The organism is Brooklawnia cerclae (assembly GCF_011758645.1).
Taxonomy (GTDB): domain Bacteria; phylum Actinomycetota; class Actinomycetes; order Propionibacteriales; family Propionibacteriaceae; genus Brooklawnia; species Brooklawnia cerclae.
The window spans coordinates 1,674,782-1,696,494 of record NZ_JAAMOZ010000001.1; the positions used below are offsets into that span (position 1 = coordinate 1,674,782).

Annotated in this window: 17 protein-coding genes, 4 tRNA genes and 2 pseudogenes; 8 read left to right on the forward strand and 15 right to left on the reverse strand. The window is 63.3% G+C overall.

Features of this window, described 5'->3' with window-relative positions:
• Window positions 1-114: 114 nt before the first annotated feature.
• From FB473_RS18645 to FB473_RS18455, 6 genes and pseudogenes are all read right to left on the reverse strand, one after another.
• Window positions 115-831, reverse strand: a pseudogene (locus FB473_RS18645) (glycosyltransferase); the annotation flags it as partial.
• Window positions 810-1,778 carry a glycosyltransferase family 4 protein gene (locus FB473_RS07745; protein ID WP_167166184.1) on the reverse strand — a complete coding sequence of 323 codons (969 nt, stop codon included), beginning with the start codon at window positions 1,776-1,778 and terminating at the stop codon, window positions 810-812. The pseudogene FB473_RS18645 and the gene FB473_RS07745, both read right to left, overlap by 22 nt.
• Window positions 1,779-1,855: 77 nt before the next feature.
• Window positions 1,856-2,971: a glycosyltransferase gene (locus FB473_RS07750; protein ID WP_208390478.1), complete on the reverse strand. Its 1,116-nt coding sequence runs from the start codon at window positions 2,969-2,971 to the stop codon at window positions 1,856-1,858.
• A 352-nt stretch (window positions 2,972-3,323) separates the two neighbouring features.
• Window positions 3,324-4,865, reverse strand: a complete 1,542-nt coding sequence (locus tag FB473_RS07755; protein WP_167166186.1) for a polysaccharide biosynthesis tyrosine autokinase — start codon at window positions 4,863-4,865, stop codon at window positions 3,324-3,326.
• A 252-nt stretch (window positions 4,866-5,117) separates the two neighbouring features.
• Window positions 5,118-5,945, reverse strand: coding sequence for an SGNH/GDSL hydrolase family protein (locus FB473_RS07760; protein ID WP_167166188.1), 828 nt, complete (start codon window positions 5,943-5,945; stop codon window positions 5,118-5,120).
• A gap of 105 nt (window positions 5,946-6,050) precedes the next feature.
• A complete protein-coding gene (locus FB473_RS18455) occupies window positions 6,051-6,326 on the reverse strand; it encodes a type II toxin-antitoxin system RelE/ParE family toxin (RefSeq protein WP_208390479.1) in 276 nt (91 codons plus the stop codon).
• A 409-nt stretch (window positions 6,327-6,735) separates the two neighbouring features.
• Between FB473_RS18455 and FB473_RS07770 the strand changes: the two genes are divergently transcribed.
• Window positions 6,736-8,187 (forward strand): hypothetical protein, encoded by a 1,452-nt coding sequence (locus tag FB473_RS07770; protein WP_167166189.1) that lies wholly within the window; start codon window positions 6,736-6,738, stop codon window positions 8,185-8,187.
• 606 nt (window positions 8,188-8,793) lie between these two features.
• On the opposite strand, the gene FB473_RS07775 is transcribed toward FB473_RS07770, so the two are convergent.
• Window positions 8,794-9,504 carry a hypothetical protein gene (locus FB473_RS07775; protein ID WP_167166191.1) on the reverse strand — a complete coding sequence of 237 codons (711 nt, stop codon included), beginning with the start codon at window positions 9,502-9,504 and terminating at the stop codon, window positions 8,794-8,796.
• Window positions 9,505-9,742: 238 nt separating this feature from the next.
• Here FB473_RS07775 and FB473_RS07780 point away from each other — a divergent pair, with 238 nt between their 5' ends.
• Window positions 9,743-11,383, forward strand: coding sequence for a hypothetical protein (locus tag FB473_RS07780; protein ID WP_167166193.1), 1,641 nt, complete (start codon window positions 9,743-9,745; stop codon window positions 11,381-11,383).
• A 146-nt stretch (window positions 11,384-11,529) separates the two neighbouring features.
• Here the strand turns inward: FB473_RS07780 and FB473_RS07785 are convergent, their stop codons facing one another.
• Window positions 11,530-12,750, reverse strand: coding sequence for a hypothetical protein (locus tag FB473_RS07785; protein WP_167166195.1), 1,221 nt, complete (start codon window positions 12,748-12,750; stop codon window positions 11,530-11,532).
• Window positions 12,751-12,965: 215 nt separating this feature from the next.
• On the opposite strand from FB473_RS07785, the gene FB473_RS07790 reads away from it, so the two are divergent.
• Both FB473_RS07790 and FB473_RS18600 read left to right on the forward strand, forming a co-directional pair.
• Window positions 12,966-13,580, forward strand: a complete 615-nt coding sequence (locus FB473_RS07790) for a TetR/AcrR family transcriptional regulator (RefSeq protein WP_167166197.1) — start codon at window positions 12,966-12,968, stop codon at window positions 13,578-13,580.
• 358 nt (window positions 13,581-13,938) lie between these two features.
• Window positions 13,939-14,970, forward strand: a pseudogene (locus FB473_RS18600) (recombinase family protein); the annotation flags it as partial.
• On the opposite strand, the gene FB473_RS17965 reads toward FB473_RS18600, so the two are convergent.
• The 4 genes from FB473_RS17965 to FB473_RS07810 form a co-directional block, all read right to left on the reverse strand.
• Complete coding sequence (locus FB473_RS17965; protein WP_243863505.1) at window positions 14,890-15,324, reverse strand: hypothetical protein; 435 nt, start codon at window positions 15,322-15,324, stop codon at window positions 14,890-14,892. The pseudogene FB473_RS18600 and the gene FB473_RS17965 sit on opposite strands and share 81 nt — an antisense overlap.
• Before the next feature lie 235 nt (window positions 15,325-15,559).
• Window positions 15,560-15,631: transfer RNA gene (locus FB473_RS07800), tRNA-Val, on the reverse strand.
• 31 nt (window positions 15,632-15,662) lie between these two features.
• A tRNA-Cys gene (locus tag FB473_RS07805) sits at window positions 15,663-15,733 on the reverse strand.
• A gap of 54 nt (window positions 15,734-15,787) precedes the next feature.
• Window positions 15,788-15,860: transfer RNA gene (locus FB473_RS07810), tRNA-Gly, on the reverse strand.
• Window positions 15,861-16,088: 228 nt separating this feature from the next.
• Here FB473_RS07810 and FB473_RS07815 point away from each other — a divergent pair.
• Both FB473_RS07815 and FB473_RS07820 read left to right on the forward strand, forming a co-directional pair.
• Window positions 16,089-16,163, forward strand: a tRNA-Val gene (locus FB473_RS07815).
• A gap of 87 nt (window positions 16,164-16,250) precedes the next feature.
• Window positions 16,251-17,303 (forward strand): DMT family transporter, encoded by a 1,053-nt coding sequence (locus FB473_RS07820; protein ID WP_167166199.1) that lies wholly within the window; start codon window positions 16,251-16,253, stop codon window positions 17,301-17,303.
• A 287-nt stretch (window positions 17,304-17,590) separates the two neighbouring features.
• Here FB473_RS07820 and FB473_RS07825 read toward each other — a convergent pair whose 3' ends face one another.
• Window positions 17,591-17,773 (reverse strand): hypothetical protein, encoded by a 183-nt coding sequence (locus FB473_RS07825; protein WP_167166201.1) that lies wholly within the window; start codon window positions 17,771-17,773, stop codon window positions 17,591-17,593.
• A gap of 199 nt (window positions 17,774-17,972) precedes the next feature.
• Between FB473_RS07825 and FB473_RS07830 the strand changes: the two genes are divergently transcribed.
• Window positions 17,973-18,749 carry a sirohydrochlorin chelatase gene (locus FB473_RS07830; RefSeq protein ID WP_167166207.1) on the forward strand — a complete coding sequence of 259 codons (777 nt, stop codon included), beginning with the start codon at window positions 17,973-17,975 and terminating at the stop codon, window positions 18,747-18,749.
• 409 nt (window positions 18,750-19,158) lie between these two features.
• Here FB473_RS07830 and FB473_RS07835 read toward each other — a convergent pair whose 3' ends face one another.
• Both FB473_RS07835 and FB473_RS07840 read right to left on the reverse strand, forming a co-directional pair.
• Window positions 19,159-20,028 (reverse strand): PPK2 family polyphosphate kinase, encoded by an 870-nt coding sequence (locus FB473_RS07835; protein ID WP_167166209.1) that lies wholly within the window; start codon window positions 20,026-20,028, stop codon window positions 19,159-19,161.
• Window positions 20,029-20,075: 47 nt separating this feature from the next.
• Window positions 20,076-21,146, reverse strand: a complete 1,071-nt coding sequence (locus FB473_RS07840) for a DNA polymerase domain-containing protein (protein ID WP_167166211.1) — start codon at window positions 21,144-21,146, stop codon at window positions 20,076-20,078.
• A gap of 55 nt (window positions 21,147-21,201) precedes the next feature.
• Here FB473_RS07840 and msrB point away from each other — a divergent pair, with 55 nt between their 5' ends.
• Window positions 21,202-21,636, forward strand: coding sequence for a peptide-methionine (R)-S-oxide reductase MsrB (gene msrB / locus FB473_RS07845; RefSeq protein WP_167166213.1), 435 nt, complete (start codon window positions 21,202-21,204; stop codon window positions 21,634-21,636).
• Window positions 21,637-21,713: the final 77 nt, after the last annotated feature.

Here is a 21,713-nt window from a genome sequence, read left to right on the forward strand (position 1 = left end):
AAGCTCGTAAGGACGACGGTGCACAACCAGGCTCAGCGCTCGCCGGGTGACAATTACGGGTACGGCCCAAAGACGCCATACAAATGAATGATGCTTGCGGGCAAGCAAGCGCGTGTTACGTCCGAAGTATCTTGGCGGTACTCCATCCGAGCTTTGCCACACTCTGGCCTCAGGAACCCAACCTAGTTTCCCCCCGGCATAGCCGAGCCTCCGGTGCAGATCCACTTCTTCCATATACATAAAAAAGCTCTCATCGAAAGGTTTCGAAGGAAGAGCAGATGCTCGATACAGCACAAAGGCTCCATCAAGCCATTCGCGATGTTCGATCGGATGACCCGTCCATGCACTGGAAGACCGGTGTGCGTAATGCCGCAGAGTTCCGGTTCGCGTCGAATACCCGCCCGCCGACCAGATAAAGGTCGAACCGTCTTTCTCGGATGATAAGAGAGTGGGCCCAACTGCCGATAAGTTATTGTCTTGTACAAGAGCCGCTCGAAGCTTGCGAACGCTCCCGCGCTCTACACGAACTTCGTGAGTCGCTACAAGCAAATATTGGGGCACCGTCCCACGCAGGCGAAGCTTACGGAGGCCATCATTTACTGCTGCCCCATATCCGCGATTTGCTACATCGACCACGACAACCCCTTCCGGCAGCCCTGCCTGAAGCGCCGCAAGCACAGTTTCATCATCCGAGTTGTCTACGACCATGAGATGACCGGGGGGGATCCCCTCGTCGAGTAGTACCCGGACGACTGAGCCGATAGTATCTAAGCGCTTGTGGTGAACAACAATCGCCCATACGTCGTCAATCAGTTCAGATTTTTCAACCACCGATCAGCCTCCTCTCGACCTTCCACTGCGGGTAGGCTCGCTTGCACCACACCCTGATCAAGCGGTGCGGACATAGCTCGCATAAGTGCAATGCTCAACGAAGCCGCAACATCCTCGACAACCATATGGCCGTTCGCCTGCAGCCAAGAAGCGAGCCCCGTCTCTGCGGAAGATACAACCGTAAGCCCGTAGGAAAGAGCTTCCTTGACCGGCAGCCCAATTTGCTCACGCCACCGACCGGACCTAATAGAGGGAGCAACGAGAATCCTATTAGATGAATACCAGGTGATGAGGTCCCCGTGCTCGACATGCCCAACGAATCTGCGCTGTTTGGGGGCACCCTCCACCCATTCTTCAATGGTTTCACGCAGAGGACCCGAACCCACAATCGTCAGGACTGCGTCGTCGTCAAAACGTACTATCTGTTCCCAAGCCATCATTAGTTCCTTAACGCCCTTGCGCGCTTCCAAACGGCCGACGAAAAGTACATGTTTAGGATCCCCAGAGGTCCGTGTTGGGGCTGCAGCTGGCAGTTCCAAGATCACACGGGTGCGTACACGTTGGGGGAGCGATAACGACTCGTAGGTCTGTTGTGCACCGCAGCTGCCATATGCCAACCGGTCAACCGTGAGCCCTATACACCACCTCATTAAAAGGACGATCGGTGAAGTAAGAAGTTGTCGGAATGGATCTGGGAAACCCAGAATATTCGCAACTTCGTTATTCTCGATGCAATATGCGACAATTTGCGTTTTGGGCTTTAAGATTCGCACAATAAAAGCAGAAATAAACGTCCTTACTGATTCACGAATCCAGAGTGGCTCGGGAATCTCAACGACACGGATCTCGGAGCGATAGAGGAAACGGATGAGGGTGGGAAATGAGAAAGGTATAAAGTTTCTCGAAATCGGAATTCTGGTCAGATCCCAATTAGTCTTGTAATACATCACCACCTCGTCTATACCCCAACTATCATGACGCTCAACATGGGCTGAACGAAGCTCGGGTATCATCCTCAAAGTAGTCAACTCTGCCGCCTACTAGCCTCGCGAAGCGTCGTTTCGTAAGAGTGATTGATCTTCTCCCAAGAGTATTCCTTATGCGCTCGTTCTTGAGCCCCTCGCGAAAGAACTTCCGCGCGACCAACATTGCTTAACAAGGCAAGCACGGCTTCTTGAATCTCATTGGCGTTAGGCTGCACGAACTCAGCATGCTCTGCTAATACTTCACGATTGAACACCGTGTCACGCGCCACCGTCGGCGCTCCGCACGCCATAGCCTGAACCAATGCGGGGTTCGTTCCGCCGACGCTATGCCCATGGAAGTACACACCGGCATGTTCCCAAAGTCCGAACAGCAGATCGTCGTCGCTCACTTGTCCAAGGGCATGCACGCGGGGATTGGCAGCGGACAAGGCCTGGACTTGCTCGTCGACCACTCCCCCGTAACCAGAGCTTCCAACGATGACGACATCGGCCTGCTTGGCGATGGCTGGAACCGCCTCGAGAAATTGCTGCACAGAGTTTTCAGGAACAAAACGCGCGACAAACAAGACATAGCGTCGCGATGGAAGCCCCAGTGGGGGTAGCGCGCTTCGTGGACGGAACGTTCCGCCATAGGCAATGATGACGCTCTCGCGTCCGAACTCTTCTCGCCACCGGCGAGCGATCTCAATGGAGTCGCATACGATCACCTTGGCGAAGCGAGCTGTCATCCGCGCCCCCAGCTTGAAAACCGCCCGCCCTAGTCTGTTCCATTTCTCACGTTCCCACTCTATCCCGTCGACGTTTACAACGGTCGGGATACCTCGCAGACGCAAAAGCGGCAACCAATAGCCATTTGCAACGTTCATAACCAAAGCAACAGAAGGCTTCCTCCACATTGCATGGAGAACAGAAGTTAGACCGAAAGAAAGAGTACTCGCTGACTTGCTCTCCACGCCACGAGTGAATACTGACCTGACACGCCGGTCACGCGTTGGGTCGTCCCGTCTCACACTCTTTTCACGGCCGTAGACGGTCACATCCCAGCCCGCATCCACAAGAAATGGCGCCAACTGACGCACGGCAGTCTCGAAGCCCCCGTAGTAGCTCGGATACCCCCGTGTTCCGATGATGACCGCAGTTGGATTAGTTTTCAACTTCTCAGCCTTCTCGCAGAATCAAATTTTGTCTCATACCTGAATATTCATTTCAGCATAACCTTGATCCTCGCATGATGCGTGCCTGTCCCCGCCGGTACATGAGAAAGATGGCGTGGAGCATGCCTCCCGGTGCCGCCCAGTGATTCGATATACCCAAGCTGACGGCTCAGACACGCAGCCATCAACGCGACAGGAAACACCGAAGCGAATCCGTGACTTATGACGCACTCGCGCCCGCCATATTGGGCAACCTTCAGCCTCGCTCCGTAGCATAGATCAACTACGAGGCCCTGAGCTCGTCGGCTTCTGACGCACAAAGATCGCTCAATTCCTTTTGAGAGCAGGCGCGCTACGCCGAGTGACTGCCCCGCCGTAATGATGCTTCCATTCGCGTCGAAGTGTCAGGATGACTTCCGTTGATCGAAGCCGAACTCCCAACAACATCTATGTGTTCGTCGAAGTGCCTAGGTTCATCGCCGTTCGGCCCCGATCCTGGTTGCGATGACTTTTTCGCTTCTGTTGCTCGATACTCACCATACCGGTCATAGTGAAGCCCATACCCATACTCTGGGTCTCCATACTTGAGCCGCGAGAACCTCCCGGAGGCTACGCCGTTCAGGACGATACCGAGCACATGCCCTTGAACCTGTTCAACATTGCTGATAGCACGATGAAGTTGCTCTGTGCCGGTTTTACGTGCGGCAGCCACCACCAACGCACCATCAGAGTTTTTCGCAAGCAACGCCCCATCGGTCACTGGCAACAACGGCGGCGCGTCAACAATAACGAAGTACCACGAGCGCAGAAACTCCAGCAAATCCTTCATGCGCTGCGATCCGAGCAATTCTGAGGGGTTTGGGGGCGTCTCACCAGCGGGCAGCACATGCAACCCCGTGGTCTCTGTTGATGCAACGGCGTCCTCAAGCGGAACGGCTCCTGCAAGTACCTGAGTAAGCCCGATCTCCTTGGCGACCTGGAAGGTGCTGGCCACTGTCGGCCTGCGCAAGTCAGCATCAATCAGCAGCACCTCCTGACCGGCTAGCGCCATTACACGTGCCAGACTCGAGGCCACCGATGACTTACCTTCACCAGCTAGCGGCGATGTAACAACGATGCAACGTAGCTCTTGATCGATGTTGACGAACCTTAAGTTGGTACGAAGTTTACGGAGCGCCTCGCTAGCGCGGAAATCCCCCTGCAGGTCGGGGTGCGCGCGACTGAGCACCTTCGACCGCGGCAATACCCCCAACACCGGCTCGTTGAATCCTCGTTCGACGTCCTCTGCTGTGCGCAGCGTTGTGTCTAGCTGGTCCCGCACAACAGCGATGCCGATTCCTATCACAAGACCAACTAACAAGCCTATGCCGACGTACAGCATAGGCTGTGGTTTCACTGTGACTGACGATAGTGCTGCCGAAGCCATAGGCACGACCTCAACCGGCGAGGAGTCGCCTTCCAGTACCTTGACTTGTTCACCCGCAGCCTTAACGACCGCGTCGGCGATTGATTGGGCGAGGTCGGGGTCCGACGCGCTCGCAGATACTTCAATTGTGAGGCTGTCTGTGGCTCTCGTTGCCGAGACCCGGGATGCCAGCGCTGCCGGAGTCTCGCTCAAAGAAAGCTCATTGATCACAGCCTCCGCAACCGGAGTCGAAGTGAACACTGGCACAAATGCCTTCGCTTTCGACAGTGCGAGCTGCGATGCGCTGTAGTAGGCGGACGTCGAGTCGTCCTCAGGCAGCGACACCCGTACATAGGCAGTCGACTGCGCGGTATAGGTGATCGGGGTGATCTTCAGCACCCCGACGCCTACAAGCCCACCGACGAAGGTACACAGCAGAATGGTCCCAATGTTGCGAAGGGCCAGCTTCAGGAAGTCCTCAAGCGTCACTGTGCCTCCCGGATCGTGGCCCCCTTAAGTACAGCGAGCGGGTGGGGGCATCTTGCTTTATCAAGGTCAGCTTAGCTTGTGAGCCCGACTTTTCATGTAACAGTACGCAGACACCCGCGATGGGAGGCTAAGCCGTCCCGGACAGTTCCCGCCTCTTCTGGCTAGTCTCGTACTGCGCGTCGAAGCAGCTTTGGCAAGCTCATCCGCTGTTGAACACCACACAGCCGCCCTGTTGGCGCTGCTCAGACACAGCTAACCAACCCCCAAGACGTTCTCGATCGCGGAGGCGATCACCGTGTACCCCTCCGCATTCGGGTAGACGCCCTCGGTCGCGATGAGCTCGGGATGATCGAGCAGGGGCTGGCCGATGTCGGCGTACTCCCCTCCCGACGTCGTCACCGAATATCTCACGTCCTCCTCGAGGGTTACCAGCCAGTCCGGGGTCGGTTCGCTGTCCCACAGGGGCGAGACCGCGATGATCCGCGCGTCCGGCACCGCGGCGCGCAGGGACGAGTAGAAGGTGCCTATGGCCTCGCGGTCGAACCCGGAGCCGTCGTTTCGTCCACCCGAGACCACGACGATGTCGGGGTCAGCGGCGGCCACCTCGGGAATCATCTCCTGGTAGCTCGGGCAATAGTCGAGTGCGCAGGTGGAGCCGTTCGATCCCGTGGTGTAGCCGGTGCCGCCTCGTGCCAGGTTCACCTCGGTCCAGCCCGCTGCCGCAGAGAGCAGGGTTGTCCAGTTGGTCCCGTCTCCCCCGGCGCCGAGGCTGTAGGAATCGCCCACGAACACGGCCACCGGCAGCGTGGTGGACGGTGCGGCCGCCGAGGAGGCCTGCGTCGCCGGCGAGACCGACGACGCCGACGGGTAGTGGGACGACGCCGGCGCCGAAGCCGACGTCGTGGAAGTCACCGATGTCTGTGCGCGTGCGGTCACCGATGCCTGCTGAGACCTCTGCATCTGGAACGCCATGACGACCAAAGCGATGATCGCCACCACAAGCACCGGGACGCCGACCAAGCCGATATTGGCGCGCAGATCGTCCGTGAACCAGTCACGAGGGTTCCACCTGCGGGCCATGGCCACGATACTAACAAGCCTCCGGGAAGCACCGACACCATACGGCGAGGCTGCTGACAGGCGCGAGCTTTCACTCGGGGCGGTGCTCGGTCCTCTCAGGCCACATCACCGATAGACGTCCCGGCGGTGATCAATCTTGATGACGACAGCTTCGCGGGCATCATCGTTGATGCGGTAGAGGATCCGGTATGTGCCCCGCCGCGCTGACCACAGCCCAGAAAGCTCCCTGCGCAGCTGTCCGCCCACTCGATACGGATCGTCGACGAGCGGCCCTGTCATGAACTCGATCGCTGCTGCTGCGACGGCTTCCGGGAGCCGAGTTTGGATCACCCGGACCGCGGGTGCGGTGAGAACAAGCTCGAATGCAGAGCCTTCGCTCACTTGCGGAGGTTCCTGACCGCGTCGACACCCCGCAGGACGTCGCCGCGAGCGTACGCATCGTCTGCTTCTCTGATATCGGCCAGCGCTTCGGGATCGCTGAGAATGTCGAGGGTCTCCTCGACCCGACATCGCCTGCTGCGGGCTGATCGTGCGCGATCGTCTCACTCGTGCTCCAGCAGCCAATCCGGTGGCCATAAATGAGGCATTCCCTATACCATGCGAGGGGGTCACTTCCGCTATGTCTCCGCGAGCGGTCGAATGGCGGACGAGCCCCGTTGGGCATCACGAACGACGCGAGTTGGCTGACCAGCCCGCATCGTCGTTCACCAGAGTCTCGCTTGCATCAAGCCACCCCGTGCAGCTGGCGTCGCCCAAGCACTGTGGACGACGAAGGGATGGCCATACCGCGATGCCACCAGCCGATGAGATCCGCGAAGCGATCCTCGCCGCGGATCTCACATCGCGCGCTGCCGAGCAACCCATGCAGCCCGGATCGATCTACGTACCGCACAGCTACTCCCAGGCACTGCGCCTCGACGCCACGTTCGTGGTCGGCGGGTGCGGATCGGGGAAGTCTGTCCTGCTGTCGGCGCTCAGCGATCCGCTCCTGCGAGTACGCCTCGAAAGCGTCGAACCTGTTCTCACCCGCACAGACGTACGAATCGGATACGAGAGGTGGCCCCGGACACCGGCACAGCCCGACCATGAGACGCTCACCAAATTGTTGGGCACCTCCTCCCCCTTCCAGCCGATCGATGTGTGGCGGACGATCATGCATCGCATGTTCCTGCAGCCGTTCGGGCCGAGCACCTATGCCCCGTTAGGCAGCTGGCCCATGGCCGTGGACTGGACGCGCAACCACTCCCAGCAGGTCACGATCGACATCGAGCGGGTGCAGGAGCGATACCGCAGGTCTGGCCGGCATGTGCTTGTGGTGTTCGACGACACGGATTCGATCGTCAGAGACCGCCGGCTCTCCGATGTCATCGTCCGCGACCTGGTGATTGCCGCGCTGTTCGTCCGTTCGTACTCCAACCTCCATATGAAAGTGCTGCTGCGCGACGATCAGTTCGAGCGCGTCGTGGCGAGCCTTCCCCCCACTTGGCGGCCCCTCATCCCACGAGCTGACCTCACGTGGGCTCCCCCAGACCTCCATGGACTGCTCTGGCAACGCCTCGGAAACGCTCCGGACGCAGCCGGCGCCACGATTCGGGCGCTCACCCGGGGCGTGCTCCCTTTCCCCGCGTACTCGCACACCGGCGGCGTCTGGAACCTGGCGCAGCCGCTCAACTCCGACGAGACGCTTCAGCGCTACCTGTTCGGCGCACTTGCCGGTCAGACGATGGCGGCGACGCCTCGACGCGGCACGGCATGGAACCGGGGCGTCCCCTACACCTGGATCCACAGCCACCTGACCGATGGCAGAAGACGGACGTCGCCACGGTCGTTCCTGACAGCGATCGACTCGGCAGCCCTCGACTCGTGGCGGCGGCACGACGACGTTCCGCTCCCGCGGGCTCTGCACAGCGACAGCATCCGAAAGGGTGTTCTGACAGCGTCCATCCAGGCGGCCGACGACATCGCCGAGAACCATCCCTGGGTGCCGACGATAATCAAGCCGCTCACCGATCACCACACGCCGATCAGGGAAGACCAACTGATCGCGATCTGGCAGCATGCCTTGCCCGGAGGCCCTCCCGAAGCCCAGTTCGGTCGGTCGACCGGGCCGCGGCCACTACTACCGCATGTCAGTTCGAGCTGGAACGCCCCGATACAGGAGCTCGCGGGCATCGGCGTCCTCGAATACCGCCGCGACGGCCGCATCGATCTTCCCTGTCTCTACCGGGCGGGGTTCAGGTGAGCGCTCGTCCGCGAGTGACCGGACGGCACCGGGTGCGCGTCCTTCGGTTTCTGATGTCGTGACGCATCGTGCAGCTGCTCTCGCGCACCCCGTGGTGCCGTCGTCCGCACCGCCAACCCTGCTCCGTGCACATCGACACGCCAGAGCAAGCGTTTTCCGGCCCGATTCGGAGCGACTGGTGTGCAGAAATCAGGGTTGCGTCCGCGTGACAAGCCCCGCGAGAGGACGAGGGGTCGCAAACGACGTAAAGGTGACCGATCAACAGGGGTGGCTAAAGGGAGGGACACAAGCGTCCGCTTGCGGCCACTTTGGGTGGACCTGACCGAGCACTACGGGAACAGGCGACAGCGCGTGGAGGGGCTTGCTTCCGCTTGGACTCAAGGCTCTGTCGCGGACAGCGGGCCTTCGAGCGAGTCGGATGATCCGCTCATCAGGGCGTCAGCGGAACCAAGGAGACGACCTCGAACACGACTCACGGATGAGGAAGTGGACGCTATGCGAACAGCCCGCGGGAATGGCGTCAGCGTGAACGCGCTGGCGAAGCAGTACGGGATTCACCGCGGAACGGTGTGGGCGAAGACGCGGGCCGTCTGAACGTGGCCGGCATCAGGGACGCTCGGTCAGCATCGCGGGGATCGCCGTGGTCGCGCGGACGTACTCGGCCAGTTCAGGCAGCAACAGGTCGAGCAGACGCAGCACCTCGCGGTGTGCGGCTGAAAGGTCTCGGCCGGGGCGCGTGCCGAACAGCGGTTCGTGATGCGACGCGCGGTTGCGTGCGGTGTTGATCGTCGCCAATGCGCGGTCGAGCGCTGCCCGGTCGGTCTTCCTCGGCCAGGCGCGGTGCAGATAGGGCACCCACAGGGTCTTCTCGTGCGCTGGATCGGTGCAGTGTCGCCAGAACCCGAACGACAGCTCCGCGATCACCGCGTCCGGTTTCGCGTGCGTGCCGCCGCAGCGGGCGACGGCGTCGCCGATGTTCGCCCTGTTGCGAGTGTTCAGGTCGACTCGCCGCCCGCGCAGGGTGCGCCACAACGGGGCCTGTACGGGGGAGGTTGGGTCGAGCAGCCAGTGTTGCGCTCCGCGCCAGCGCTGTTGCATCGTGCGATCGTAGGCGTTGCGGACCGCGACCTCGACGTGCGCGATGTCGCGCATGAGTGCCGCCCCGAGCTTCAGATTCCACTCGTACAGGGTCAGCGCCCGAGTACGGTCCCCGTCGGTCTCGGTGAGGTAGCGGGCGAATCGCCGTGCGGATAGCCACTCCTCGACCCACACGCCCGCCGCGACCTCGCCGGAGGCGTCGGGGTTCGGGTCGGGCACGGCACTCCCTCGGGCTCAACGGGGTATGTCAAAGCCCCGGCGAGATGTAGACCTGTCGCCAGGCCCAGCGCTCCACCGGGGCATTACCGTAATCATACCCGACGACTCGAAGCGTCGCCCTCTGCTGTGGAGAACTCGAACGCTCGACATCGCTACAGAGCACTTCGCCTCGGTCATTCGGCTGTCGTCGGATCCGGACCGGGCCGCGGGATGTCGCCCACGCGACGATACTTGGAGCATGAGTGTCCTCTACCGCGCGCTGTGGGCTTCGAAGTCCGATAGCCCCTCCGAGCATCTCGCTCGCACACGTCAACTGTTCTCGGCGTGGGCAGTAGAGGAATCCGATGGTCATAGCCTCGAAGACGGCACTGCTGCCGTCACCTTGACCCGGACACGGCTCATCGACGGGGATGAGCAACACTACGCCGTCGAGCGCTCCGTCAGCCTGCGGGCCGTTGGCGACGCCGACTCACCAAAAGGCTTCGAAGGAACCACACGCGAGACATCGGATGGCATGACATGGACGACCCTGGTGCGCGTGGTTTCTTCCGATGGCACGGCTCGTGTGTGGGTTGAGAATCAAGCCGAATCCGACCGGGCTATCGGGGTACGGTTGTCAGTGGGACGGCCGCGCGTCGTGGACGATCTACTTGGCGCGAGCCCTGACGCGCACCTCGGTGGTAGCCGCTTGCAGATCGAATCCCTGAGCATCCCCGCCGATGGCGTGCCGATCCTCGTCGAGCACTTGCGCTCCGCAGATCGGACCTTGCCGACCATCGTCGTGAGTCAACCGAACAGCGAAGACGGTGGAGCATGGCGGCGCCGGGCCAACCGAGTCGCTCGTCGCGTCGTCGGAGTAGCGACGGTCATGACGATCGATCGTCAGGCCGTGAAGGCGTTCAGCCACGAGCTCGGCCAGTTGGCGGCATGGGATGGCAGCATCCGCGTTTACGCGCCTATACCAGTGGTGGACGGCGAGGGTTACCGGCACCGCTATACGCTGCGCAACTTGTTCGATGACGAGGCAAGCGAGTCCGTGCAGATCGACCGGATCGTCTACGGAGTGTGCTCGCTCTCGACCCGGCGCCGCCCCGACCCCGCGTTCGATGTGTTCGCGATGCCGACGCATGCTCCTGTCGATTTGTCGGAGTACCTGTCGATCGAGGACGCTGAAACGATCATTCGTGACCAGCAAGTGAAGCTGGACGCCGCCACCGGGGACGCGCGCGCAGCCATCGAGGACCAAGAAGAGCTGTCGCGTGAGCTGAGCATGAAGGTCGGGCATCTTGACCGCCTGCACCGCGCACTCGAGCAGCGCAGCATCTTCGACCTGTTCTACGAGACGCAGCACGATCCCGGCTCTGGGGTACCCGACGAAGCAGACAGTGTGGACACGGCGATCATCCTCGCGATGGACTATTTGAGCGACTGGGTGGTCATCCACGACAGCGCACCGCAGGACTTGGACGGGATCAACACAGCACCGCAGTCGACAGCGTGGGGGAACACCATATGGCGAGGATTTCGCGCACTCGCTGCGTTCGCCGAGGCCCGAAGCACCGGTTTCGCTGGAAGCTTCTATGACTGGTGCAAAAGCGACCCGCCGATGGGCTGGCCCGCCACGCCCAAGAAGCTGTCAATGACCGAAAGCACTACCGTGCGGAACAACTCCTCGTTGTCTGACAAGCGCGTCCTGCCTGTCTCGACGGACGTCGACTCGGCGGGACGAGTGCTGATGCTGTCGCACTTGAAGATTGCCGAGGGCGGTGGCAATCTCGCGCCACGCGTCTACTTCTACGACGACACCACAGGATTGACGAAGAAGATTCATGTTGGGTTCATCGGCCCGCACTACCTCATGCCGAATACGAAGTCATAGCCACGAGTCCTTCGAGCCGCTTTGTCCGCGAGGAAAGTTCGACAGCGGCGGCACACCGGGAATCACTACTCTTCGCACTGAGCCGATCGGCCTGAGCAACATCAAGTGGGGCGCCGGTTGGAACGCACTGGCGTGCGTGACGATGTTCAAGCACTGGAGTTTGAGCCGTTCTTTGCTGCCCCCGCGAGAGCCGTCAGGCCAATAGCACCGACTACGAAACCGGCTCCGACGAGCGCCTTCTGTCCAACTTCCTTGCCCGCGGTCCTACGCTGTTGCGGGTCTCGGAACGCCTCGCGCCACGGGGTAGCAGTGAGCACGTCGCGAGTCGACTCGATACCGAGTGGACTGTAGAAGTCGTCAACGATTGCGGCGGTGGAGTTGAGGGAGTCGATCACGGATCGTGCAGCTCTCGCGTGGAGGAGGATGTTCTCGTTGGCGATGCCACCGGCTGCATCCATCTGAGCCATCAACCGTTTCGTGTTTTCGAGTACGCTCGCCCGCCGCTTCTGGCGCGCAACCCCAAGTCCGTGCCGGTGACCTTCGAGGTTCTCTGGCGCTGTGGCGAACACGTGGTCAAGTTCAACGACTCTGAACTCGTCCTGAAGTTCGAAGCACCGCGCGAGGATCGCCAACTGGACCGCAACCTCGCGCTCGATCTCTTGCGTCACATTCTTCAGCTCTCCGGTGTTGCGCTTCCCGTCGACCTTGTCGGCGAGAGCACGGAGCGCGAGCAACGCCTCTTCCTGTACGTTCAAGATCGTCTCGGAGACGCCGCTCACCTTGTCCCACAGCGTTCTCGGGTCGCCGCCGTGCTCCCGGAGGGTCATGGCTTCCTCGATAGCATCCGCGGCGCTTTTCATTCTGGCGAGAACCGCGTCTCGTTGTGCACGACGCACGTCGTCGAGCTTCTCGTCAATCCTGACCAGCAGCGCCTTGAGTTCTTGCGCTTCGGCCTGTTGAGCGAACTGGCTCACGAGCCCGCCCACACCGGAGAGCACCGCCGGGTTCGTCAGCAACGAGGCCGGCCCGTCCTCAACCTGGAGCCATTTGAGCGATTTCTTGCCCGTCTCACCGAGCATCGCGTGACTGATGCCCTTGGTCTTGGTCTTCATCAGACCGCCCGCGTCCTGGAGCCGCTTCGCAGACTCGGGCGTCAACTTCAGGTACAACGCCGACTGCTCAACGATGCCGGAGGCCGTCTCGAAGGCGTTAGCGCCGATCCTCAGTACGTCACCGAGCTTGCCCAGACTGAACTCCCGTGCCTGTATCAAGAGGCCAGCGTGATCCAGGAACCGTTCTACGACAGACCGTTCGCCGACCACGACGACGCCCTCGCCGTCGCTGATCAGCTCGATTTCACCTGCCATCGCCTGCTCCCTCGTATTGTGGCGCCAGCCTATCGGGAACCGCCGACACCGCAGTGTTGAGTCGGACAGTCCAACATCGAGGCGCCCACGGGGCCGACAGGACGACCTGGAACGCGGTGGAGCTCCGTGGCATGGGACTGCTTCAGGCGAGCAGGCACACGTCTTTCAGACGAGGCACCGGACTAGTCTGTATGGAATTGCGGTCGAGGATCGGGATGGGGCCGGTGGTGGTGGAGAAGCGGCGGGGTCCGGGGCGTCCGGCGTATGACTCGAAGCAGAAGCTCGTCGCCGCCGCGTGCGCGCTGCTGGCGGAGCGGGGGTTCGAGGCGACCAGTCCCACGATGGTGCTGCAACGCTCCGGGATGGGGCACGGGAGCCTGTATCACCACTACCGGGGCAAGGAAGACCTCGCGCTCGACGCGATCAGCCACATGCGCGGCCACGCGATCGCGTTCCTCGAAGGCCAAGCTCCGCACAGCCCAGACGCCGACCCCGATGTGATTCACGCGGGCATCGCGGCGTCGCTGGATCGGCTGTTCGCACGCAGAGAGGGGCAAGCGTTGATCCGGCTGCTCGGTGACCCGGTGACCGGAGCGATCAAGCCGCTGGCGACCGCGATCCAGCAGTGGTGCGATGACGTCCGGGCCACGATCGTCCTCGGTCTTCGGAACGATCAGCCCGACGATGACCTGGAGGTCGCGGACGCTGCGGCGCGTCTGCTGGCTCCCGAGTTCGAGGCGAGTGCGAACGAGTTGCTGACCGCGGCGCTCGGTCGCGGCCTGCTCGGGCTTCCGAGGATCGCGCTGTCGGATTCGGCGGGACCGCGCTAGCCTGGTTTCAGAACAATTCCATACCTACAGGTCTGTACCTCGATCTGCAAGATGCGTGGTAGCTCGAAACAGGGCGATCCGCGAGGCAGTAATCCGGTGAGCGTGCGGCCTCGTGGGAGGGCGTGCGCACCTACCTGGCATGAACGGCGATGCGAGGAACCTGCGGCTGCGGGTGACGCGGCGCGAGCAGCCCGACGTGGATCGCCTCCTGGAGTGGGTGCTGAACATCGCCGAGGTCCGGCACCGCGCCTACCTGAACGGCGAGCCTGACCCCTACGGGCTCCCGCGGCCCGACCTCGCCGAACGGTCCGATGGAGGAGACGATGGAACAGCGTGAACCGATTGATCGGAGCACGTCATGAGCATCACCGCTCCCACGACCACCGCTGCCGAGGCAGACGCACCGCCGCTGCTGGCGGTGTCGTATCTGCGTGTCTCGACGCGGGAGCAGGCGGAGCGCGGCGGCACCGAGGAAGGATTCTCCATCCCCGCCCAGCGCGAAGCCAACCAGCGCAAGGCCGACGACTTGGGTGCACGGGTGGTGCAGGAGTTCGTGGACGCGGGCGAGTCTGCCCGTTCCGCGGATCGTGACGGGCTCCAGGACATGCTCGCGTTCATCGCCGCCAGCCCGGTGAAGTTCTGCATCGTGCACAAGCTGGACCGGCTCGCTCGCAACCGCGCCGACGACATCGAGATACATCAGGCACTCCTGGCTGCCGGGGTCACCCTTGTCTCGGCTACCGAGTCGATCGACCAGACGCCCTCGGGGATGCTCGTCCACGGGATCATGTCCTCGATCTCGGAGTTCTACAGCCGGAACCTCGCCACCGAGGTCACCAAGGGGCTCACGCAGAAGCTCGCCCAGGGCGGCACTCCGATGCGCGCCCCGGTCGGCTATCTCAACGTCCGCCGCACCGACGAGCACGGCCGCGAGGTCCGCACCGTCGAAGTCGATCCCGAACGCGCACCATTACTCGCGTCGGCGTTCGAGCAGTACGCCACCGGCGGCGTCTCCGTGGCCGAGCTGCTGCGCGACCTCACCGCCCGCGGGCTGACCACGGTGCCGTCCCCGAAGCGGCCGTCCAAGCCGCTGGGAAAGGCGACGTTCTACGCACTGCTGACCAACCCGTACTACGCAGGCGTGATCCGCTACAAGGGCGCCCTGCACCCCGGAGTGCATGAGCCGATCGTGGAGCCCGCGCTGTTCGACAAGGTGCAATCGCTGCTGAAGGCTCGCAACGCCCGGGCAACCCGGCACGTCCGCCACGCGCATCACCTGAAAGGGCTGCTGCACTGCGGCACCTGCGGATCACGCATGCTGCTGGACTTCGCCACCAACCCCCGCGGCACCACCTACGCCTACTTCGTCTGCTCCGGGAGAGCCGCCAAGAAGACCCCCTGCACCCGCCGCGCCGTCCCCGTGCACCTGGCCGAACGCCTCGTCGCGGACTCCTACGCCTCCATCACGATCAGCGAAACCGACTACCGTGACCTCGCCGCCAAAGTGGACGCGGCGTTCGATGAGCGATCCACTGGGCGCGACCAGGAGTTCGCCGACCTGACCGCGAACCGAGCGCGCCTGGAAGCCGAGAGCGACAAGCTCCTCGCCGCGCACTTCGCCGACGCGATAGACCTCCCCACCCTGAAACGGCACCAGGACAGGATCAGGGCCGGACTCGCGGACATCGACCGCCGCCTCGCCGAGCATGACCAGCACCACGCGGGAGGGCGTGCGTTCCTCCACGATTCCTTGCGGCTGCTCACCGACGCCCACCGCGCCTACGCGCACTCCGACGACGGCAATCGCAGGCTCGCCAACCAAGCCTTCTACACCCGGCTCGAAATCACTGGGGACGAACAACTACACCCGGTGCTGGCTGAGCCGTTCGCGACGATCACAGCCGCCGCACGAGGCAACGAGACGGAACACGAACACACCGCATCCTGCGATGTCGCGTGTTCCCGTAAGGATGTTTGGGTGGGCGATACTGGGATCGAACCAGTGACCTCTTCCGTGTCAGGGAAGCGCGCTACCGCTGCGCCAACCGCCCATTGTGTAGTTGTCATCCCGAAGGACAATCGAGGTGGGTACCGGATTCGAACCGGTGTAAACGGATTTGCAGTCCGTTGCCTCGCCTCTCGGCCAACCCACCAACGCCGGAGCGCTTCACGTGAGAGCCGTGGCCTGGGACGCGAGGCCCTCCCCGAGCGGACGACGGGACTTGAACCCGCGACCCTCACCTTGGCAAGGTGATGCTCTACCAACTGAGCCACGTCCGCATGCTGTCTTGGGGACTTACCCCCTCGATCAGGTGCATGGATCACCATAGCCTACGTGTCACACGGCGTTCAAATCCGATCTCGACCCTCTCCGACGCGTGTCGCGGAGCATCAGAACGTCTTCCTTTCACATGTTCCCGGGAGTACGCGGGAGTACTCGAAGGCGGTATGCCCAGCAGACCGGATTATGGGTTTCGCCGGGTCTTCCGCTATCGTTGACCCCCGCGAGGGCGATTGGCGCAGTGGTAGCGCGCTTCGTTCACACCGAAGAGGTCACTGGTTCGAACCCAGTATCGCCCACCATCGAAATCCCCGCATAGCCAGGGATTTCGTCATTCCTCGCGCTTCTGCCGGCCTTTCGTCCCCCACCGATGCGCGATACTCGATGCCATGAGAAGCCTCCGTAACGTCGGCGTCCAGGCCGCCTTGGCGTCCGCAGTCTTGTTCGGTGCCGGCACCCCGTTCGCGAAACTCCTCCTCGGTGACGTGAGTTCGTGGCTCCTCGCGGGCCTCCTGTACACCGGCTCGGGGGTCGGCCTCACGGCCTGGCGTATCGTCCGCCGCGCTCCACGCGTGCACATCCGGCGCCGCGAGATTCCACCTCTGGTCGGGGCCGTGTTCTTCGGCGGGCTCGTCGCGCCCGTGCTCCTCATGGCAGGGCTGGCGAACATGCCCGCCTCGGGCGCGTCCCTGCTGCTCAACGGTGAGGCGGTGTTCACCGCCCTACTCGCCTGGTTCGTCTTCCGCGAGAACTTCGATCGGCGCATCGCCCTCGGCATGGTGGCGATCGTCGCCGGTGCGGTGGTACTGAGCGTCCCGACCGGCGCCAGCTTCGGCTCCCCCTGGCCGGCCCTCGCCATCCTCGGTGCCTGCCTGTGCTGGGGTCTCGACAACAATCTCACCCGCAAGATCGCACTGACCGACGCCACCTGGCTCGCCGCCGTCAAGGGGGCGGTCGCCGGACCGGTGAACCTGGTGCTCGCGCTCGTCCTCGGCGCGACCCTGCCCAGTGGCTGGACGATCGCCGGGGCCATGCTCATCGGCCTGTTCGCCTACGGTGTGTCGCTCACACTGTTCATCGTCGGCATGCGGCACATCGGCACGGCGCGAACCGGCGCCTACTACTCCGTGGCACCGTTCTTCGGGGCGCTCATCGCCGTGGCGCTCGGGGAGCCCGTGACCTGGCCCCTGGTGGCCGCGGCCTGCCTCATGGGCCTCGGGATATGGCTTCACCTGACCGAGCGTCACGCCCACGAGCACACCCACGAACCGATCGTCCACGAGCACTGGCACTCCCACGACGAGCATCATCAGCACCGCCACCCCGAGCAGGTCCCGGCCGCCGTGCCGGGCTGGCACAGGCACGAGCACACCCACGAGGCCCTGGAGCACTCACACGAGCACTACCCCGACGCGCACCATCGGCACTCGCACTCCCGATGAGGGAACCCGCGGCAGAACCCTGCCGGTAGCCCGGCAGGCAACCACGACAACCGGCGAATAGCAGCTACCAGAATCTGCCGTCTCGGACGATCCAGTGCTGCCGGACGCCGCAGGATTTTTCGTGCATGCCCGCTCGCAGACTGACGCCGTCGGGGTCGTCGTCGCACGATCCTCCGAGACTCGGCATGCGCGCCCTGTGCCGCGACCGCAACGGCATCTCGCACCACGGCCTCTTCCGAAACGGTCGCCGCCCCGAATCACCGCTAGTCAGACCGAGTTAGGTAAGCCTAACCGACATCCGGATTCACGACCGGCGGTAGGATCAGCGACAATGGTGTCACCAATAATGTGAAATCGTCACCGTGCTTGGCGATCAATGCCCGCGGATGATGCGTCAACCGCACGCTCCGCGCAACCTCGTCCAACTGCTGGTCAGGCTCCTGGCCCCACACCGTCGGGAACGCGCCCACGCCGAAGAATCTATGGGGGTTCACCCCGGGGCCAATCGAACACGTCGGGTGCGGGACGCCCTCTTTTGCTGCATTGCCGTCTCGTATCGTGAGATCCGATTTGCATTGAAGGGGGCTTCAGGCGGAAAGTACGTGCAGAGACGCGGCAACGGCGCCGGGCCCTTTCGTCGGAACTGAAGAAAGGCAGGTGCTGTCGCCAATGGGTGCTCCCGCGTTGATTCTCCTTGCTGAGGGGTCGACCGAGTCGCGAGTCGAGCAGGTCTACCATCAGCTTCGACACGAGTTACAGGTGCAGCGCCCCTCCATTTCGGTGCACCTGGCATTCAGTGATCACTGCCCTCCCACCGGGCCCCAGGTAGTAGCAACCCTGGCGAACCGTGGCGTGGAGGAGATGGTGCTCGTCCCCCTCGACTTCACTCGGGTCTGCGACTCCTCGTCCCAGATGCAGGGCGTTCTCGAGGCGGTGCGTCACAACCGCCCCGAGGTGAAGATCGCCCTCGCCAACCCGATCGGGCCGGCCGTCGAGCTTCTGAACATCCTCGACATCCGCCTGCGCAACGCGCTTTCGACCATCCACGCCACCGAGCTGGACGGCCTCGTGCTGTCGGTCCCCGACTGGGGTGACACCCGCGGCAGCGGTCTCATCGCTCGCCGCGCCCGTCAATGGGCTGCCCACCACAGGCTGCCTGTGCTCGTCGCCCACGCGGACGGCAGCGGTCCCGACGTCGTCACCTCGATCGACTCGCTGCGCGACATCGGTCGGCGCAGCATCGCCGTGGGCTCGCTGTTCGTGGCACCGACGGACGACTACCGCCAGCAGGCCGAGCTTGCCATGTCGGCCGGAGCCCTCGCGGTCGGAGCGCCCCTCGGCGCCGACCCCCGCATCGGTGAGTTGGCGATGGCCCGCTACGCCTTCGCCGCCATGGAGTTGCTGGACGACGAGTCCGAGGCGGTCACCACCTCCCAGGCTCTCTGATCTGAGGGGCGACCGAGCAGCCTTCGAGGTTGTCGATCCCTGAGGTTGTCGATCCCTGAGCCTGTCGAAGGGACCAGCCGAACCACCCAAAAGCTCCTTTCGACAAGCTCAAGGAACCTTCCGCCACTCCTGAGCTTGTCGATCCCTGAGCTTGTCGATCCCTGAGCCTGTCGATCCCTGAGCTTGTCGAAGGGACCAGCCGAATCACCCAAAGGCTCCTTTCGACAAGCTCAAGGAACCTTCCGCGATCCCTGAGCCTGTCGAAGGGACCTGCCGAACCATCCAAAGGCTCCTTTCGACAAGCTCAAGGAACCTTCCGCTATCCCTGAGCTTGTCGATCCCTGAGCCTGTCGAAGGGACCAGCCGAACCACCCAAAGGTTCCTTTCGACAGGCTCAAGGGGCCTTCCGCTATCCCTCGGGCAACGCCTGGACGCGGGCGAGTTCCGCGTCCAGGTCGAACTCGGCCGGCGGCCAACCGAGATCGAGGTCGCCCAGGGCTTCGATGAGCAGGTGCGTGATCGCCCAGTTGCGATACCACTTCTTGTCGGCGGGCACCACATGCCAGGGCGCCACCTCCGAGTTGCAGCGCGTCAACGCGACCGAGTAGGCATCCATGTACGCGTCCCACTTCGAGGCGACGTCCACATCGCCGGGGTTGTACTTGTAGTACTTCTCGGGATTCTCCAGACGCTCGGTCAAGCGCTGCTTCTGCTCGGCCCGCGAGATGTTGAGGAAGCACTTGACGACCCTCGTCCCCGACTCCACGAGCCGGGTCTCGAACTCGTTGATCGCCCCGTAGCGGCGCTCGATCTCGTCGGCCGGCGCCAGGGAGTCGACGCGCTGCACGAGCACGTCCTCGTAGTGCGAACGGTCGAAGATGCCCACCTGCCCGGGACGCGGCAGTTCCCGCTCGACGCGCCACAAGAAATCGTGGGCCAACTCCTCGTCCGTCGGCCGCTTGAACGAGTGGATGTGCACGCCCTGCGGATCCATCATGCCGATCACGTGGCGGATGGTCCCGCCCTTGCCGGCCGTGTCCAGCCCCTGCAGGACGAGCAGGACCCTCGGCGCGTTCGAGTCGTCGATCCCGGCGGCGAACAGTCTCTCCTGCAGATCGTCGAGGAGCGGCTCGACATCCGACCTGAGGTCGTCGCCGTCCTCCTTCTGCTTGTCCTTGGGGTATCCGGGTGTGGCGCCAGGGTCGAAGCCCGTCACGTCGACGGGGCCGGCCTGGCAACGCAGCAAAGGCGACAGCGACTTCGGTTCCTTCTTGCTCATCGCCACAGTATGTCCCACCCTCACCGCCCGACGGGCGGGTTCCGGACTCATACCGGGGGTGAGGCGTACTCGTCGTCCGGACGAGCCTTCTTGCTCGGCTGCACCCGGGGAGGCTCCCCCGGCATCTTCGGATATTCGGGGGGATACGGCATCTCGGCTCCACCGTCGCGATCGTCGGCGGCGTAGAGCGCCAAGGCCTCGCGGAGACTGCGGGGTTCGGACGCGTGCAACGGCGCCCACACATCACCCCGCTCGCGATACCGGTCGGGCATGGTCACGACGGTGAACTCGTCCGGGTGGGCGCTCGGCACCTCTTCCCAGGTCAGCGGTGCCGACACCCTCGCCTGCGGAACCGGCCGGATCGAGTAAGGGCCGGCCATCAGGCGATCACGAGCCATCTGGTTGTAGTCGACGAAGACGCGCTCGCCCCGCTCCTCCTTCCACCAGTCCACCGTCACCCGATCGGGCATGATCCGGGCGAGCCGGCGGCCGATGGCGATCGCGGCATGCCGGGCGTCGACGAAGTCGACCGGCTCCACCTTCGCGAAGACGTGCAGGCCGCGTCCGCCGCTCGTCTTCGGATACGGATCGAGCCCGAGATCGACCATCACGCCCCGCAGCTCGAGGGCGGCGTCCACCGCGTCGGAGAAGTCCGTTCCCGGTTGGGGGTCGAGGTCGATGCGCAACTCGTCCACCTGCTCGGTGCGGGGTGCTGTCACCGGCCAGGGATGGAAGCGCAGCGTCCCGAGGTTGAGCGCCCACACGATCGTCGCGAGGTTGGACGGTGTGATCGCGGTGGCGGTGCGTCCCGACGGATAGGTGACCTCGGCGGTGTCGACCCACGACGGCCGGCTCTGTGGTGCGCGTTTCTGGTAGAAGGCGTCCCCCTTGCCGTCGGTGCGCGTGGTGAGCCTCATGCCGTCGCGGACGCCGCCCGGCCAGCGCTCGAGCGTGGTCGGACGCAACCGGAGCCCGGCCAGCATGCCCTCCCCCACGGTGAGCACGTACTGCGCCAGATCGCCCTTGGTGATCCCCAGATCAGGGAAGTAGACCTTCTCGGGGCTCGACAGGCGCACGGGCAGCCCGCCGACGTCGAGCTCGATCGCGTTGGTCGCCATGAGGCAAGGGTAGGCGAGCCGAAGGTACGCTGGAAGAAGTTGAAAGGAGAACGACGTGGCGACATCCCTGCCGGGTGACGGCTCATTCAAGCTGACCGACGAGCAGTGGCGCGTGCGACTCAACCCCCAGGAGTTCCAGGTGCTCCGGCGCGCGGGCACCGAGCGTCCCTTCGCCGGCGAATACACCGACACCCAGACCGTGGGCATCTACCGATGCCGCGCCTGCGGCGCCGAACTGTTCCGCAGCGAGACGAAGTTCGAATCGCACTGCGGTTGGCCCAGTTTCTTCGCTCCGCTCGCCGAGGAACGCGTCCGTTACCTTCAGGACGACTCCATCCTCGGGCACTCTCGCGTCGAGGTCCGGTGCGCCAACTGCGACTCCCACCTCGGGCACGTCTTCGAGGGCGAGGGCTACCAGACCCCGACCGACCTTCGCTACTGCATCAACTCCATCAGCCTCACCCTCGAACCCACCCAGTCGGCGTCCTGATCGCATGAAATCCGTTCCGGCGCGCCTGCCTCTGCGGTGGGAATGCGATGCGTAGGCTCCGACGTGTGCCTTCGGGA

What these genes read in the sequence shown, in the direction of transcription:
- FB473_RS07760 (WP_167166188.1), bottom strand. Translation starts at nt 5,945, where the DNA reads ATGGCCCGCAGGTGGAACCCTCGTGACTGGTTCACGGACGATCTGCGC.
- FB473_RS07780 (WP_167166193.1), top strand. Translation starts at nt 9,743, where the DNA reads ATGAGTGTCCTCTACCGCGCGCTGTGGGCTTCGAAGTCCGATAGCCCC.
- FB473_RS07830 (WP_167166207.1), top strand. Translation starts at nt 17,973, where the DNA reads ATGGGTGCTCCCGCGTTGATTCTCCTTGCTGAGGGGTCGACCGAGTCG.
- FB473_RS07840 (WP_167166211.1), bottom strand. Translation starts at nt 21,146, where the DNA reads ATGGCGACCAACGCGATCGAGCTCGACGTCGGCGGGCTGCCCGTGCGC.
- FB473_RS07820 (WP_167166199.1), top strand. Translation starts at nt 16,251, where the DNA reads ATGAGAAGCCTCCGTAACGTCGGCGTCCAGGCCGCCTTGGCGTCCGCA.
- FB473_RS07790 (WP_167166197.1), top strand. Translation starts at nt 12,966, where the DNA reads ATGGGGCCGGTGGTGGTGGAGAAGCGGCGGGGTCCGGGGCGTCCGGCG.
- FB473_RS07770 (WP_167166189.1), top strand. Translation starts at nt 6,736, where the DNA reads ATGCCACCAGCCGATGAGATCCGCGAAGCGATCCTCGCCGCGGATCTC.
- FB473_RS07745 (WP_167166184.1), bottom strand. Translation starts at nt 1,778, where the DNA reads ATGTATTACAAGACTAATTGGGATCTGACCAGAATTCCGATTTCGAGA.
- FB473_RS07785 (WP_167166195.1), bottom strand. Translation starts at nt 12,750, where the DNA reads ATGGCAGGTGAAATCGAGCTGATCAGCGACGGCGAGGGCGTCGTCGTG.
- FB473_RS07835 (WP_167166209.1), bottom strand. Translation starts at nt 20,028, where the DNA reads ATGAGCAAGAAGGAACCGAAGTCGCTGTCGCCTTTGCTGCGTTGCCAG.